The sequence below is a fragment of the Proteus hauseri ATCC 700826 genome (assembly GCF_001654965.1).
GTDB classification, from domain to species: domain Bacteria; phylum Pseudomonadota; class Gammaproteobacteria; order Enterobacterales; family Enterobacteriaceae; genus Proteus; species Proteus hauseri.
Map to the genome: position 1 here is coordinate 38,286 of NZ_LXEV01000027.1, position 15,646 is coordinate 53,931.

Consider the following 15,646-nt stretch of genomic DNA (forward strand, 5'->3'; position numbering starts at 1 on the left):
TATCTATTATTTAATTACATCATAAAGATGATTATCTGATAAGTAATCTGCAGTTAATCCATTAAACGGTGTGAATTGAGCCCCTACAATTTCAGAGAAGGCTTTACCCTGTTTACCTAATGAAACTTTGCGTTCGTCTTTACCTGTACTTTCATAAATAGAATAGGTTTTACGGCGCATTGCGGTGTATTTATCTAGGTTATGGTGAATATCAAGATGGTATTCTTTAATTTGTTCATTAGTTAATGCAAGCTTATTCGCTAAATCACATCCCCAACGCGTTAAACAGACCTCTGCAAAATGACGGACTAATAAACCTGGAGCATATAAGCCATTTTCACCATTAGCGCCATCTAAAGAAGCATTGCCCACTAACGTAGCATGACGCCCTGAAATAGGGAAAATATGCATTTTAGTTTCAGATTCAATTGTTGGAATAACACAAGTAAAGCCTTTAGAGCGTTCATCTTTTGCATAAAATCCGACATATTCTTTAACATTTTTACCCAAAGTTACTTTTTCAGGTTGGAAATTTAATGGGCCAGGTACTGGGTCTATAGCAAAGATATTCACTGGAATATCTTTTAATTGTGGATCTGTCAGCATCGCATTTGCCAACATATGGCAGGTAATACCCCCACGACTCCAGCCAACTAAGTTTACTTGAGTAGGAATGATGCCATCTTTACGAAAAGTACGGATAATTTGTTGTTGAAGTTGCTGCTGAGTTATATGGCGGTCGCCATAATCATATTTACGCCACAAAAAAGAACCGGTGACTTTAACATCTTCAATAGGAATACCGGCTTTTTTTAGCTGGTTATATTGTTCTTCTGTTAATTTCTCACGTTGCCAGTCGAAATTCCCTTTCATCAAACAAAGTGCGTGTTGAACATTTTCTTCCCAACCATTACCAAATAAAGAGCCTTTCAGATCAGAATAATTAGGGTTTTCAATCCATAAGTCATCTTCTTGTAGATTGCCACTTCCTGGGCCATCCACAATAAACCATTGTGCAAACTCACGATCTTGATTATTTTGTGCTAATGTAGCCACTAATTCGCCATGCCAAAAGGTAGGATTATTGCTATCAAATGAATTTGAGCCTGTACCACATAAATAAACGGTTAATACTGTCATAATTTAATATCCTTTTAATTATCACTAAAAAATCACTATTCTGATTTTTATTTCCATGTTTGAGCTATTCCTTAGCCCAGACAAACATTAGCCTTTCACCTTTTTTTATTCAATTGCAAAAAATGAATTAACACAGCTCAGATCACAAAATCAAATTTCATTTAATTGATCAATAAATAAAAAACACAATAAAATCAATTTTTTATTTAAACCTTCTTAACTAATTTTATTTAGCTAAATAAATTCACTTGTTTATTTTATTGGGAGTTATTGGTGTTACGATTTAATAAAAAAAAATCCCACTAAAGTGGGATCTTTTTATTAGGATAATTATTAGAGACGATTAAAAGCAACTACACGTACTGCAGGAATATCAGCTTGAGCTCCGTCAGCCACTTCCTGACATGCTTTTTCTAACGCAATATGAGGTGAAATGCCACTCTCAGTTTCTACTATTTTATGTCCGGCGTAGGTATCACCATTTCTGGAACGCACTTTATACGCAATAAACCAATATTCCATATCATCACCGTTTACGTTATTAATCATAGAATTACCATAACGGTTTATTTCCCTCTTTAATGTGACAATAATCAACTATCTTCGGTTTAATAAAATTTTTTAAATAGTAAAAAGCAATAATGGTAGCTCTAACACATTTCAGACTGAATAAGTGCTTTTATCTTAACCGCTTTTTCAAAGTGATCTAATTTATGCGTCATTATCCACCAATTTGCTGCTTCCATCAGTAATTCTGGTTTGTCATTTTTATTAGCAAAAAAGGCATAAAATGATAATCCGACATTTTCACCTTTTGTCGCTATTTTATCGTCACAAACTTGAATAATTTTTTTCTGTAGTCTTTTGTTCATAGATTGTTCTTCTTTTATTTTTACTGTTTTTATTTAATAACTTTATTTAATAACTTCCCGCTAATACGAATCTAGAATAAATTATTATTTTCCTCATTTTCTGATGATTGATGATATAACACACTATCTTGAGGCGCATGTTCTCTTTCATTAAATCCATAATCCCGAATAACGCTAGCAACACGTAAGCGATAATGCTGTAAAATAGAATGCCGCCCTCTGGCTTGAGCCATACGATGTAATTCAGTATTACGCCATTGCATAATCGCATTTTCACTTTGCCAAAATGAGAGTGAAAGTAATTTATCGTTATCACTTAAACTTTGAAAACGTTCAATTGAAATAAAACCATCTATATTAACTAATATTTTTTTTAAATCTTGAGCTAAGGTTAAATAATTTTGCTGTTGTTCTTCATTCGTTTTTAATTCAAAAATAACCGCGATCATGATGATAATTCCTGTTTTAAGTAAAATAATAGAATTTGTGCATTAGTCGATGTTTTCCATCTATAGTGTGTAAAATAATCTTTATTGTATTTTTGTTGCAAAATAAACTTAACAGCACTACATCCCATCGCTCTAGCAATATGTTCACCAGGGCAGCGATGCTTGCCATAACCGAAGGGTAAAGCACCGTCACGTGTTAACAAAGGTATTGCTATTTCATCTACTGAGTTATTTTGAGACTTAAAACGTTTAGTCTGTTTTATCGGAACTATTTCATTCAATACTTTTTCAATCAAAGATGAAATAGTTTGCTCAGTTCCTTTTTGAGTTTCAATTAGTGTTAATCCAATAAGTGCAGTGGTGCTATCGCTAATTTGAAAAAATAGTCCCATTAAATTACTTATAAGTAATGATTTATCTACAATTTTATGTTGCTGTGCGTATTGAGAAAACAGTACAAAAAGTTCACCATTTTGCTGTTCAATCTGAGAGTAAAGACGTTCAGCACTTTCTATTTGAGCCGATATTTCATAGGGTTTAATATGTAAAGAAAGAACTGTACAAGAAAAATGGTGAGCATCATAAGCGAGTTGTTGCCATTGCTCTGGTTTATAACCTAATAATGTTCCTAATACATAAACAGGCAATGTTGCTAAAAAAGTGTTTAATCCCTCAGCAGTTATTGTTTTCGGCAAATTTTGTTTAGCTACATTTTGTGTTATGTTAAAAATAGCGTCATAAGTATAACTATTTAAAGCTTGAGTTAGTGCTTGCTTTACTGGCACTCTCTTTTCATCATCTCGCATTCTGATTAGCTTTGAAAATATATCACCTAAGAAGCTATGTTGGATAATTTTAGGTACAGGAGTCTCTTCAGGTCGTACCCGATAATTATTATGATTTAAGTATTTTTTTAATTTATTTAATGAAGAGGTGTTTAAAGGACATTTTGACATTTTTTTTCCTTATTTTTCTGAATGAAAATAAGGATAGTTAAAAATAAAATCGATACTTCGTTATACGACGAAATGTTATTGGTGCAGGCAAAGAAAATATCACTAATAGCCCTTTCTTGTCCTATCATCATTTCAATAGGATGATTAGCTCAATATTTATTAGTAAAATCAATCGATTTTATAGGTGATAATCTACTATAAACCATGAACTCTATTCCAAAGCAAAATTAGTATCCATGCAGCAATCACCCAACATAAAACTGCGGCACTTAGTGCAGTAAATAATTTGACATAATTAAGCATAAAATAGAGCGAAACTAAATACACCATATAAGGCACAACTGCCCACATGCTAAAAATAATTGTTGTACGTAAAGCTTCTATTGAACGTTCTGATCCGACAATATAGTGAGCAATAAGTGCAAAAGTAGGAAAAAGCGGAACAAGCCCGGCAATATAGTAATTGCGAGTTTTGGATAAAACCGCAATAAGCACAACCACGAATGCACCAATTAACGCTTTAACAAGTAATCCCATTAGTTTAGTCTATCGATAGAAAAAATTGAGGTACCAATATACAAGATCAAAATGTAATCTGAGTCAATTCTATTTTGTCAGGATTGAGTTTTAACTTCACACAACACACTGTATAAATAGGCAAAAAAGTAAAATAAAATAGTAATAAGCAAATAATAAAAAAGAGAAAATAAAAAAATGAAAATACTTTTTGATAAATTAATAGAAAAAGAAAAAACACTTCACTCAGAAACTAATCGAAAAAATACAGATATCTTGGTTAATCTTTTACATGACGACTTTATTGAAATTTGTCGCTCTGGTGTAAGTGTAAATAAAATGGAAACCATAAATAGCCTAACATTAGAAAACTGTAGAATAAATATTTATTCTGAAAATTATCACTGTTCATATTTAAATAATGATACAGTGCTATTAACTTATATCAGTTATCAATTAGAAAACAAGAAGAAAATAAAAATCACTTATCGTTCTTCAATATGGATAAAAAATAAAGAACATCATTGGCAATTAAGATTTCATCAGGGAACAGCCAAAAATGACGCATAATAAAAACACTAAAACAAGAAGTATTATAAATATAGCAATAGCTATCTACGTTAAGTTTCACTATAAAAATAATAATTTTAACATGTAACGATTATAAGTTATTAATAAATTTTATTTTATTTCTTTGATTTTATTTATCAATTTTTCACTCGTAATAATACTTGAACTCGCATTAACCTTATTCATATTTTCATTATTTAAACTATAATCAGCAATTACACGCATTCCTTTTAAATTTTGCATAGCATAAGCCAGAGCAAGCAATGCCTTTTTGTTGCACGATTCTTTTTTCGCTGAATCTGCTTGTAGAAGATAATTAATCAAACCTTGATGACTACCTTTCGGCCCATATCTTATTAATGGGTATACACAATGGTATGCTGCATAATAAGCCCTAGATATTGCATTTCTATAACCCACTTCATCATCTCTATTTATACAGTCTTTAGCAAAAGAAAGTATATCAACATAAGTTACAGACACGTTAAACCTTCCTTTAATTTGGATACATCATCAACACCATTAATAAATATACTAAAGTTTTTACCTAAAAATTCTTTATGCTCGGCTAACTCATATGCTAACTGTAAATTCATTTCAGATAATATATCTGCATCATCGCATTCTGCTGTCATAATAAATATATTAGATTCTTCATTATGCACAGAAGCATTGGTATAATTAACCCCCACAATTTTAACTTGATGATTATCAAGAATTGAAATAGCCATGCTAACCAATTTCATTAATTCATCTTCATTTAATCCAGATAAGAAGCAATATTTTAATAATGCTGACTTGGTTCTTTCAAAATTATTTTTATATTTATCTGCCTTTTCTTTATTAGACAATTTGCATATTTTATTTAAATAATGTTCAGCCAGTTTTAAATTAGCTATGTAAATACTTGTTTGATAAGCTAATAGAGTAAAACTTACTGATTCATACTCGTCAGCAAAACGATATAAAAGTTTTAAATATTTTTTATTCGATGAACGCTGATTTATAACTGCCAAATAGTTTCTAGCATAATCAACATTATTAAACTGAAGAGATAATTCGAAAAAATCAATAGCTTGTTCTATTTTATTATATAAACTATAAGCTAACGCTTTAAGATAGTTTTTTTCTAACCCTGTACTATATTTATTTATTTCTCTAATAAACTGTATAAATTCAAAATCAGTACATACGTTTTCACGTACTATTTGATCTTGAAGCAAATTTAATAATTCTTCTGATTTATGAATTGGCTGCATATATATATCTCTTTTAATCTCGGCATGGTGTGCTGCAAACACTCTGCTATATTAAAATATTTAGACACCATTAACAATCCAGGAAAATTAAATTCTCGGCTTTTACCGCAAAATAAAAAATAGAGCTTAATAACTATATTTTTATTTATAATATAGTTATTAATATAATTGTATTAATAAAGTGTTTTTATTTTATTTTGTTTTATTGAGAAGCGTAGGGTGTAATATACGATAATATAATATTATTTATATTTAAATAATATTTAGATGTAACAAATCCTACCCCAAATGGCATCAATTAATCCGTAATTCTGCTTCTACATACAAAACACAAAATGGGACACCCATTTTCAAAAATAGCGCAAATAGGATGGTTTATTGCATATTTAATAATAATCAATAAATTGTATCATAACAATAAATGAAACTGAGCCAATGTCCCCTATGTGCCCACTTAATATTAATAAAAAATAAAATCATTAATATCAAATGGTTCAATACTAAACCTGCATAGACATAATTTCTTGATATGCCGCGACCAGTTTATTACGAACCTGCACACCCATTTGTAATGAAATGCTGGATTTTTGCATATCAACCATAACGTCGTTTAATTCAACGCCAGGAGTTCCTAAGGTAAACGCTTGTACTTTGTTGGCCGCATTAACTCGAGTTTCATTAATTTTACCTACAGCTTGAACAAGCTGACTGGCGAATCCCGCCTGTACTGGCTGGGGTTTAGCAATATTGGATGCTTGTAAACTCTGGATTTGCATTTTATCCAGAACACTTTCAATAGCTGGAATTGACATATAAACCTCTGCGTTAATCATCTAATTCAATTACTGAATCAATGTCATAGTAAGGAAGTGAACCAACACGCTTACTGAGTAATACCCTAACACAGGGGCTTCATTCCAAAGCGAGTAATTAACGCAAAAGTTAAAGGCTAATTACGCCATTAAATGAAACGCAAAAGGCCAATAATGAGACACCTGAGAGTAGGTTTATTTATTTGCGTAAGGGGAGTCTGTTTTGTTACGCCACGCTTTTAGTATTCATCCCGAACTACAAGGCAAGGATTGTCTATGAATGCCGAAAAAACCGACGTTGTGAACCAGAAAAAAGGTTTTAACGCCATTATTAACCGGTTAAAAGCCGATCCGAAAATCCCGTTAATTATTGCGGGATCGGCGGCAATTGCCATTTTTGTTGCTGCTTTTTTATGGTTACAAAGCCCTGAATATAAAGTGCTTTATAGTAATCTTAGTGATAAAGACGGTGGCGAAATTGTCACACAGTTAACACAGATGAATGTACCTTATCGCTTGTCTCAAAATGGCGCGGCGATTATGGTGCCTGATAATCAGGTTCACGAATTACGCCTGAAACTCGCTCAAGCGGGGTTTCCTAAAGGCGGTGCTGCCGGTTTTGAACTACTAGATAAAGAAAAGTTCGGGATCAGCCAGTTTAGTGAACAGATTAATTACCAACGTGCGCTGGAAGGTGAGCTTGCTCGTACCATCGAAACATTAGGTCCGGTACAAAATGCTCGCGTTCATTTGGCATTACCAAAGCCGTCCCTTTTTGTTCGTGAACAGAAATCCCCTTCTGCATCCGTTACTGTGGGTCTTTTACAAGGCCGAGCACTGGACGAAGGTCAGATTAATGCCATCGTGCATATCGTTGCAAGCAGTGTTGCTGGCATGCCAGACAGCAGTGTTACCATCGTTGACCAAAGCGGTAAATTACTAACACAACCTGATGCTATGGGGCGTGATCTTAATTCCACGCAGCTTAAGTTTGTTCAGGAATTAGAAACCCGTTATCAACAACGTATCGAAACGTTATTAGGCCCAATTGTTGGGCGTGGCAACGTTCACGCACAGGTAACTGCTCAAGTCGATTTTTCTCATACCGAAGAAACCGCTGAAGAGTACAAGCCAAATCAACCACCTAATCAGTCTGCTGTGCGCTCAAAACAAGTGAGCCAAAGCGAGCAAAATGGTGGCATGTTAGCTGGCGGCGTACCTGGTGCATTATCAAATCAACCTGTTGCACCACCTCAAGCACCTATTGAAGCACCTAAAGCTGAAGATGGTGAGAAAAAAGAGGATGCAACTACAGGCACAAATCGTTCCCTCACTCGTAATCCAAACAGCAATAGCCGTTTAGATGAAACGACTAACTATGAAGTTGACCGTCGGATCCGTCATATTAAACGCCCTGTTGGAAGTATCGAGCGCCTTTCTGTTGCTGTTATTGTTAACTACAAAACAGTAGAAGATAAGAAAGAAGCGGCTGAAGGCGAAGAACCTGTTGTTGAAACAAAACAGATCCCGCTTACAGATGAACAACTTCAACAAATTGAAGGTCTTGTTCGCGAAGCGATGGGATATTCTCAAGATCGTGGTGACTCTTTAAGTGTTGTGAACTCTCAGTTTAGTGATATTGAAGAAAAAGTCATTACAGTTCCTGTTTGGGAAAATCCAGAGATCTTATCAAAAGCATTAGATTTAGGTCGTTGGCTGTTACTGGTCATTATCGCATGGATCTTATGGCGTAAGCTGGTTAAACCACAGATTGAGAAACGTCGTGAAGCTGAAATTGCTGCACAGAAAGCTGTGTTGAAAACGAAGCTGAAAGTGAAAGATGACGTTAATGAAGCTGAATTAGACGACGAAGAAAGACGTAAACAAGCGCGTCAACGCGTAAGTGCCGAATTACAAAGCCAACGTATCCGAGAAATGGCTGAGAAAGACCCTCGCGTTGTGGCAATGGTAATTCGTCAATGGATGAGTAAAGAACAATGAGTAACTTAACTGGAACCGAAAAAAGCGCCGTCATGTTACTAACTCTCGGTGAAGACCGAGCGGCAGACGTATTTAGACATCTATCAACGCGTGAAGTACAGCAACTCAGTATTGCAATGTCATCAATGCGCCAGATTTCAAATCAGCAATTGATTGATGTAATGGCGAGTTTTGAAGAAGACGCCGTTCAATATGCTGCACTAAATGTAAATGCAAATGACTACCTACGCTCTGTTCTTGTTAAAGCATTGGGTGAAGAACGTGCAAATAATCTGTTAGATGAAATCTCTGAAACACGAGAAACCTCTACAGGGATTGAAACGCTTAACTTTATGGAGCCACAAATGGCTGCCGATATTATCCGCGACGAACATCCGCAGATTATCGCAACTATCTTGGTTCATCTTAAACGTGGTCAAGCGGCTGATATTCTTGCTCTGTTCGACGAGAAGCTGCGTAATGACGTCATGCTGCGTATCGCGACATTTGGTGGTGTTCAACCATCCGCATTAGCTGAGTTAACTGAAGTTCTGAATAACCTGCTTGATGGTCAGAATCTCAAACGCAGCAAAATGGGTGGTGTTCGTACTGCTGCGGAAATTATCAACCTGATGAAGAGTCAACAGGAAGAGAATGTTATTACCGCAGTACGCGACTACGACGGCGAGCTGGCACAAAAAATTATCGACGAAATGTTCCTATTCGAGAACCTTATCGATATCGACAACCGTTCTATTCAACGCATTCTACAGGAAGTGGAATCCGACTCCTTGGTTGTGGCATTGAAAGGGTGCGATCAAGAGCTGCGCGATCACTTCCTCAACAATATGTCGCAACGTGCTGCTGAGATTATGCGTGATGACTTGTCTTCTCGTGGGCCTGTTCGTATGTCCCAAGTGGAAGCAGAGCAAAAAGCCATTCTGCTTGTCGTTCGCCGCTTAGCAGAAACCGGAGAAGTTGTGCTTCATGGAGGAGACGATACCTATGTCTGATAAACATACTGATACAAACTGGAAGCCTTGGGTTCCAAAAGAACTCACTGATTGGGAATTAGCTGCCGAGGATACGGCAGAAAGCGAAAAGGATGACGAAAAACAGGAAAAAGAAGTCGTTCAGCAACAGAAAGTCCTTGAGCAAATCAATATGCTCGATGACATGAAAGAAAAGGCTCAGAAAATGGGCCACGCTGAAGGCTTTGAGGCAGGGAAAAACCAGGGTTATCAGGACGGCTATCAGGCAGGATTACAATCGGGTATCGAAGAAGGCATTCGTCAAGGTATTGCGCAGCAAGATCCATTAATTAATGAATGGCAAGGTTTACTCTCTGAGTTTAGACATTCGCTTAATGGGTTAGATAGCGTTATTGCCGCACGATTAATGCAAATTGCACTCACTGCTGCAAAAGAAGTATTAGGTCAACCTGCGGTATGTGATGGTTCTGCATTGCTTGCTCAGATTACGTTAATGGTTCAGCAAGAGCAGATGTTTACAGGGAATCCGCAATTGCGGATTAACCCTAAGCATATCCCACTGATTGAAAAAGAGTTAGGTGATTCACTTTCTGCTCATGGTTGGAAAGTTGTTGCCGATAACAGTATTCATGTTGGTGGATGCCGCGTTGTAACAAACGATGGCGATCTTGATGCAACCATTGCAACCCGTTGGCATGAACTTTGTCGTCTTGCCGCACCGGAGGCGTTGTAATGACAGCAAGATTGGGGCGTTGGCTAGAAAAACTCAGTGAGACAGAAGCGCGTTTAAATAAAATTCCACGTGTTCGTCAATATGGGCGTTTAACCAGAGCAACCGGTTTAGTTATGGAAGCTAAGGGGCTAGTGATGCCTCTTGGTTCTACGTGTTTAATAGAACGCACCATCGGCAAGACGGTTGAAGAAGTAGAAAGTGAAGTGGTTGGATTTAATGGCAGCCAAATGTTGTTAATGCCTTTACAGGAAGTCGAGGGATTAACACCCGGTGCCAGAGTCTATGCACAAGCTGCGCCAGGTAGTGAAAATGAAGGTCGTCAATTACCGCTAGGTGATGCGTTATTAGGCCGGGTTCTTGATGGTTCTGGTTATCCTTTAGATGGTCTACCACCGCCAGATACTGGTTATCGTGCACCACTTATCACACCGCCAATTAACCCACTACAACGTACACCGATAACCGATGTACTGGATGTCGGTGTTCGCGCGATCAACTCACTCTTAACCGTGGGTCGTGGACAGCGAATGGGGCTTTTTGCTGGCTCAGGTGTAGGTAAAAGTGTGCTATTAGGCATGATGGCGCGTTTTACGCAAGCTGATGTAATTGTGGTTGGATTGATTGGCGAACGTGGCCGCGAAGTTAAAGATTTTATCGAAAATATTCTTGGCACAGAAGGCTTAGCCCGTTCTGTTGTGGTTGCGGCCCCTGCTGACGTATCACCATTATTACGTATGCAAGGTGCTTCTTATGCCACACGTATTGCCGAGGATTTTCGTGATCGTGGTAAACATGTTTTGCTGATTATGGATTCACTCACTCGTTACAGTATGGCGCAACGTGAAATTGCGCTTGCCGTAGGTGAACCACCAGCAACCAAAGGCTATCCGCCTTCTGTATTCGCAAAATTACCCGCATTGGTTGAACGTGCAGGTAATGGTGTTGATGGCGGGGGGTCGATTACCGCGTTTTACACCGTATTAACCGAAGGTGATGACCAGCAAGATCCCATTGCAGACTCGGCTCGTGCCATTTTAGATGGCCATATTGTGCTTTCACGTTCATTAGCAGAATCAGGTCACTACCCTGCTATCGATATTGAAGCATCAATTAGTCGTGCGATGACGTCATTGATTGATAAAACACATTATCGTCGTGTGCAAGTTTTTAAACAGTTGTTATCAAGTTATCAGCGTAACCGCGATTTAATTAACGTGGGTGCTTATGCCGCGGGAAGTGACCCAATGCTTGATAAAGCCATTGCGCTTTATCCTTCATTGTCGAAGTTCTTACAACAAGATATCCAAGAACAATGCAGCTATCAGAGTGCATGTGAACAGCTTAATCAACTGATCACACTAAACTAATTCTGAACATAATCAGAGAACGTAAAGAGGGTTCCAATGCGGGAGCAGTCACCTTTAGTGACACTGAGAGAACTGGCACAGACAGCGGCTGAACAAGCCGCTATTCAACTGGCTCAGGTCCGGCAGAGTCATCAACAAATGGAACAGCAACTCAATATGTTGATCGGGTATCAGGATGAATACCGTGTACGTCTGAATGAGACGCTAAACTTAGGTGGAATGTCGTCTGCATCATGGCAAAACTACCAACAGTTTCTCAAAACACTCGAACTGACTATCGAGCAACATAAACAGCAACTTCTCCATTGGCAAGAGCAGTTAGATTTAGCGACTAATCAATGGAGAGAAAAACAGCAACGGCTCAATGCATTTGAGACTTTGGAGCAGCGTGCTGAGGATAGCCGTAAGCGACATCTTGATCGTATTGAACAGAAACAAATGGACGAGTACGCACAGCGTAGTACTTTACGGAGAACAACTTAATGGAGATAACGCTTCTGACTATGGATGTCATAGCACCATCTCCGGGACCGACATCCTCGACAAATAGTCAGCCCGGTGATAATGCTTCGACATTTGCTCAACTTTTGAGTAGTCAACCGCAGAATGCTCAGAGTGACAAAAAAAATGCCCATATCGAAGGTCAATCACCAAAAGAGAATAAGGCACATCTTCACTCTGAAGAAGATAAAAACAAGAATAAAGAGGACGAAAATAGCATCGTATCTGTTGCTACTCAGTCCCCTATCGAAGAGAAGCAGCCTCAAGAGAAATCTCCCCTAGCCCTCTCTTTACCTGACAACGAACAGTTTGCTGCCATTCTTGATAATAAAACAGCACCTTCGTTAATGTCAGCCGAAGAACTTGCAGCTGAACTTCCCGTTCAATTAGCAGGATTACCGGGCTTAAAACGCGCCCCATTAGGTTCTGAACATCTTGCTCAGGCATTACAGCAACCGCACTCGCTAAAACGAGAAGATAGCTTGGCTTCTTTGGCTAATTCTTTTTCAAAAGACAACGATGCGTTATCGGATCTCAACCTTTCCGAACAACAAAATCTTGCAAAATCTGATGAAAAATCACTATTAGCACAGTTACGGCCTGAAACTGCGGCATTAGCAACGCAACCTATTGGCGTAACAGCAAATAAAACTGAGAAGCCACAAGCGAAGAAAACTGATTCTCTCGCTTCATTGCTTACACCTAGCGCAGAGAAAGTGAATTCACTGCTTAATGGTGACAAGCAGCTATCAGCAAGTAAATTAGCAGAAAATGCGGCTCAACACGTTGTGGCAACAAACAGCCTTGCTGAAAGAGATCTTCATAATACGTTATCAACGACCTCTTCTTTTGCTTCGCACGCTATCGCTGGTACGCACACATCAGCGATAAACCAACCTCAAGTACATTTTTCACCAATGGCAACACAGGTATTAAATGCACAGGTGGGTACACCAGAGTGGCAACAGCAATTAAATCAGCAAATTGTGATGTTTAGCCGTAATGGCTTACAAAAAGCAGAGCTACGTTTACATCCTGAAGAGCTCGGTTCATTGCACATTCGTATGAAGATAGAAGATGGTCAGGCACAGTTACATCTTGCTTCTCAGAATGGGCAAGTGCGTTCTGTATTAGAAAATGCCATCCATCATTTGCGTCAAGCGCTCTCTGAAAATGGGATCCAGCTCACGCAAAGCCAAGTGTCTAGCGACAGTCAAGACAGTTGGCAACAAGAAAATATGTCAGATTCCTCTCAATTTAGTGGAGATGGTGCCGATAATCATCAAGGAAGTGAGGGTAATTCTATGCAATTAGCCTCCGAACCGGCACTACAAAAGATAACTCTTACGCCGCAAGAATTAGCATCTGCTCGTGGTGGCGTCGATATTTTTGCCTAATACAAATGTATTGGGAGGACACACTATGTCAATAAACGTAAGAGTTAATGGTTTTTTCCCTATCTGTTTCTGCAATTAAAAAACAGAAATAGCGGGATAATTAAGGTTGATTTAGATGGATATGGAAGTCCACAACAGTGAACACGTATCCACTACAAAACAGGAATTTAACTGTCCATGTCTAATTACAGCAATGAACGTAAAAGCTATAGCTTAATTCTGATCATCGTATTATTGGTGGTCGCCATTATTGCAGCGGCATTCGGTGGATATAGTTGGTGGGCATTGAAGCATGCTAAATCAGGTTCAGCGGGCACAAGTCAGCAAAAAGTTATACCGGCCCCCGTTTTTATGTCATTAGAACCCTTTACTGTAAATCTAATTGATGATGAAGAACACTTAGACCGAGTGCTCTATATCGGTATCACATTACGATTACATAATGACGACACTCGTAAACGTCTGCATGACTACTTACCCGAAGTCCGCAGCCGGTTGTTATTACTTCTTTCTCGTCAACAAGCTAACAAGCTTGCGACAGATAATGGAAAAATCCAGCTAATGACTGATGTAAAAGAAACGCTGAGACCGACTCTCGTACCGGGAGAATCTGAACAGATCCTTTCCGATGTACTGTTTACCACGTTTATTCTGCGATAATCATTATGAGCGATAATATCCTTTCACAGGCAGAGATAGATGCTCTGCTGAATGATGACACATCAGGTGACGACGCCCAAAAAAGCGCGAACAGGGAACCTGCGATAGCGAAGGATCCGAATGAACCGGATATTCAGCCTTATGACCCGAACACGCAACGTCGTGTAGTTCGTGAACGTTTACAGTCGTTAGAAATTATTAACGAACGCTTTGCTCGTCAATTTCGTATGGGGCTGTTTAACATGCTCCGTCGGAGTCCAGATATTACTGTTGGTGGCGTTAAAATTCATCCTTATCACGACTTTGCACGTAACTTACCCGTACCAACTAACTTGAACTTGGTACATTTAAAACCGTTACGTGGCACAGCGTTATTTACCTTTGAACCTAACCTGGTTTATATCGCGGTTGATAACCTGTTTGGTGGTGATGGACGCTTTCCTATCCCTGTGGAAGGCCGTGAATTTACAAACACAGAGCAACGGATCATCAACAAAATGTTGAAACTGGCACTTGATGCCTACCGTGATGCTTGGGATTCCATATTCAAAATTCAAGTTGAATATGTACGTTCAGAGATGCAGGTTAAATTTACTAATATCACCTCATCGCCGAATGACATCGTTGTTACGACACCTTTTCAGGTAGAAATCGGTTCAATGGTTGGGGAATTTAGTATCTGTATTCCTTTTGCCATGATTGAACCGTTACGTGAACGACTGATTAATCCACCTATTGAGAATGTCCGTCAAGAAGATGGGATCTGGTTAGATAGCTTAGTCAATCAAGTTCAACATTCAGAACTTGAATTGGTTGCCAATTTTACTGATGTCCCGTTACGTTTATCAAAAGTGCTAACACTAAAACAAGGGGATGTTATCCCTATTGATAAACCGGAAAGATTGATTGCACATGTTGATGGTGTACCTGTATTAACTAGCCAGTATGGTACGGTAAATGGGCAATATGCCTTACGTGTTGAACACCTTATTAACCCTGTTTTAAACGCTCTGGATGAGGAACAAACCGATGAGTGATGCGAATCGCCCAACTGATAATTCACAACCTGCTGAAGATATGTGGGCTGAAGCAATGGAACAGCAAACTGGGAAAAGCCAGGACAATAGTTCCGATTTATTTGAGCACCTGTTACCCGAAGAGGATGCACTGAGCCATCTGTCTGATATCAATTTGATTATGGATATTCCAGTCAAATTAACGGTAGAGTTAGGTCGCACCAAAATGACTATCAAAAAATTACTTAGCCTGTCACAAGGTTCTGTGGTTTCTCTTGATGGTTTAGCAGGAGAACCCCTTGATATTCTGATCAATGGCTATCTGATTGCTCAAGGTGAGGTTGTTGTTGTTTCTGATAAATATGGCATCCGTATTACCGATATCATTACACCATCAGAACGTATGCGTCGTCTGAGCCGTTAATT

At 38.2% G+C, this 15,646-nt stretch carries 19 protein-coding genes; 10 read left to right on the plus strand and 9 right to left on the minus strand.

The features are described 5' to 3' along the window. Nucleotides 1-6: 6 nt before the first annotated feature. From M997_RS11910 to M997_RS11935, 6 genes are all read right to left on the minus strand, one after another. Nucleotides 7-1,140 (minus strand): hypothetical protein, encoded by a 1,134-nt coding sequence (locus M997_RS11910; protein WP_064720340.1) that lies wholly within the window; start codon nucleotides 1,138-1,140, stop codon nucleotides 7-9. Between the two features lie 333 nt (nucleotides 1,141-1,473). Next, nucleotides 1,474-1,689, minus strand: a complete 216-nt coding sequence (locus tag M997_RS11915; protein WP_064720341.1) for a hypothetical protein — start codon at nucleotides 1,687-1,689, stop codon at nucleotides 1,474-1,476. Between the two features lie 101 nt (nucleotides 1,690-1,790). Then, on the minus strand, nucleotides 1,791-2,012 hold the full coding sequence (locus M997_RS11920; RefSeq protein ID WP_064720342.1) for a DUF6500 family protein: 222 nt from the start codon (nucleotides 2,010-2,012) through the stop codon (nucleotides 1,791-1,793). Between the two features lie 71 nt (nucleotides 2,013-2,083). Next, nucleotides 2,084-2,461: an antibiotic biosynthesis monooxygenase family protein gene (locus M997_RS11925; protein ID WP_064720343.1), complete on the minus strand. Its 378-nt coding sequence runs from the start codon at nucleotides 2,459-2,461 to the stop codon at nucleotides 2,084-2,086. Beyond that, the gene (locus M997_RS11930) at nucleotides 2,458-3,417 is read right to left on the minus strand and encodes a cytochrome P450 family protein (protein ID WP_064720344.1); all 960 of its coding nucleotides are present in this window, start codon (nucleotides 3,415-3,417) and stop codon (nucleotides 2,458-2,460) included. The genes M997_RS11925 and M997_RS11930 overlap by 4 nt, the downstream gene beginning before the upstream one ends. A gap of 195 nt (nucleotides 3,418-3,612) precedes the next feature. Next, a complete protein-coding gene (locus M997_RS11935; protein WP_064720345.1) occupies nucleotides 3,613-3,954 on the minus strand; it encodes a GlpM family protein in 342 nt (113 codons plus the stop codon). Between the two features lie 177 nt (nucleotides 3,955-4,131). Between M997_RS11935 and M997_RS11940 the strand changes: the two genes are divergently transcribed. Then, a complete protein-coding gene (locus M997_RS11940) occupies nucleotides 4,132-4,503 on the plus strand; it encodes a nuclear transport factor 2 family protein (protein ID WP_064720346.1) in 372 nt (123 codons plus the stop codon). A 111-nt stretch (nucleotides 4,504-4,614) separates the two neighbouring features. Here M997_RS11940 and M997_RS11945 read toward each other — a convergent pair whose 3' ends face one another. The 3 genes from M997_RS11945 to fliE form a co-directional block, all read right to left on the minus strand. Continuing rightward, nucleotides 4,615-4,986 carry a HEPN domain-containing protein gene (locus M997_RS11945; protein ID WP_064720347.1) on the minus strand — a complete coding sequence of 124 codons (372 nt, stop codon included), beginning with the start codon at nucleotides 4,984-4,986 and terminating at the stop codon, nucleotides 4,615-4,617. After that, complete coding sequence (locus M997_RS11950; RefSeq protein WP_064720348.1) at nucleotides 4,977-5,762, minus strand: hypothetical protein; 786 nt, start codon at nucleotides 5,760-5,762, stop codon at nucleotides 4,977-4,979. Before M997_RS11950 ends, M997_RS11945 begins: the two co-directional genes overlap by 10 nt. 500 nt (nucleotides 5,763-6,262) lie before the next feature. Further along, the gene (gene fliE, locus M997_RS11955; RefSeq protein WP_064720349.1) at nucleotides 6,263-6,574 is read right to left on the minus strand and encodes a flagellar hook-basal body complex protein FliE; all 312 of its coding nucleotides are present in this window, start codon (nucleotides 6,572-6,574) and stop codon (nucleotides 6,263-6,265) included. Nucleotides 6,575-6,850: 276 nt separating this feature from the next. On the opposite strand from fliE, the gene fliF reads away from it, so the two are divergent. The 9 genes from fliF to fliN all read left to right on the plus strand — a co-directional run bounded on the left by fliF (nucleotide 6,851) and on the right by fliN (nucleotide 15,644). Next, nucleotides 6,851-8,575, plus strand: coding sequence for a flagellar basal-body MS-ring/collar protein FliF (gene fliF, locus M997_RS11960; RefSeq protein ID WP_064720350.1), 1,725 nt, complete (start codon nucleotides 6,851-6,853; stop codon nucleotides 8,573-8,575). Further along, nucleotides 8,572-9,567, plus strand: coding sequence for a flagellar motor switch protein FliG (fliG, locus tag M997_RS11965; protein ID WP_064720351.1), 996 nt, complete (start codon nucleotides 8,572-8,574; stop codon nucleotides 9,565-9,567). Before fliF ends, fliG begins: the two co-directional genes overlap by 4 nt. Continuing rightward, nucleotides 9,560-10,279: a flagellar assembly protein FliH gene (gene fliH / locus M997_RS11970; RefSeq protein ID WP_064720352.1), complete on the plus strand. Its 720-nt coding sequence runs from the start codon at nucleotides 9,560-9,562 to the stop codon at nucleotides 10,277-10,279. Before fliG ends, fliH begins: the two co-directional genes overlap by 8 nt. Beyond that, nucleotides 10,279-11,646 carry a flagellar protein export ATPase FliI gene (fliI, locus tag M997_RS11975; RefSeq protein WP_064720353.1) on the plus strand — a complete coding sequence of 456 codons (1,368 nt, stop codon included), beginning with the start codon at nucleotides 10,279-10,281 and terminating at the stop codon, nucleotides 11,644-11,646. Before fliH ends, fliI begins: the two co-directional genes overlap by 1 nt. Nucleotides 11,647-11,682: 36 nt before the next feature. Continuing rightward, nucleotides 11,683-12,129: a flagellar export protein FliJ gene (gene fliJ, locus M997_RS11980; RefSeq protein ID WP_064720354.1), complete on the plus strand. Its 447-nt coding sequence runs from the start codon at nucleotides 11,683-11,685 to the stop codon at nucleotides 12,127-12,129. After that, the gene (locus M997_RS11985) at nucleotides 12,129-13,544 is read left to right on the plus strand and encodes a flagellar hook-length control protein FliK (RefSeq protein ID WP_064720355.1); all 1,416 of its coding nucleotides are present in this window, start codon (nucleotides 12,129-12,131) and stop codon (nucleotides 13,542-13,544) included. Before fliJ ends, M997_RS11985 begins: the two co-directional genes overlap by 1 nt. A 177-nt stretch (nucleotides 13,545-13,721) precedes the next feature. Then, a complete protein-coding gene (gene fliL / locus M997_RS11990) occupies nucleotides 13,722-14,204 on the plus strand; it encodes a flagellar basal body-associated protein FliL (protein ID WP_064720356.1) in 483 nt (160 codons plus the stop codon). Nucleotides 14,205-14,209: 5 nt separating this feature from the next. Continuing rightward, nucleotides 14,210-15,241 carry a flagellar motor switch protein FliM gene (gene fliM, locus M997_RS11995; RefSeq protein WP_064720357.1) on the plus strand — a complete coding sequence of 344 codons (1,032 nt, stop codon included), beginning with the start codon at nucleotides 14,210-14,212 and terminating at the stop codon, nucleotides 15,239-15,241. Beyond that, entirely contained in the window at nucleotides 15,234-15,644 is a 411-nt protein-coding gene (fliN, locus tag M997_RS12000; RefSeq protein ID WP_064720358.1) for a flagellar motor switch protein FliN, read from the plus strand. The genes fliM and fliN overlap by 8 nt, the downstream gene beginning before the upstream one ends. The last annotated feature ends 2 nt before the right edge of the window (nucleotides 15,645-15,646 follow it).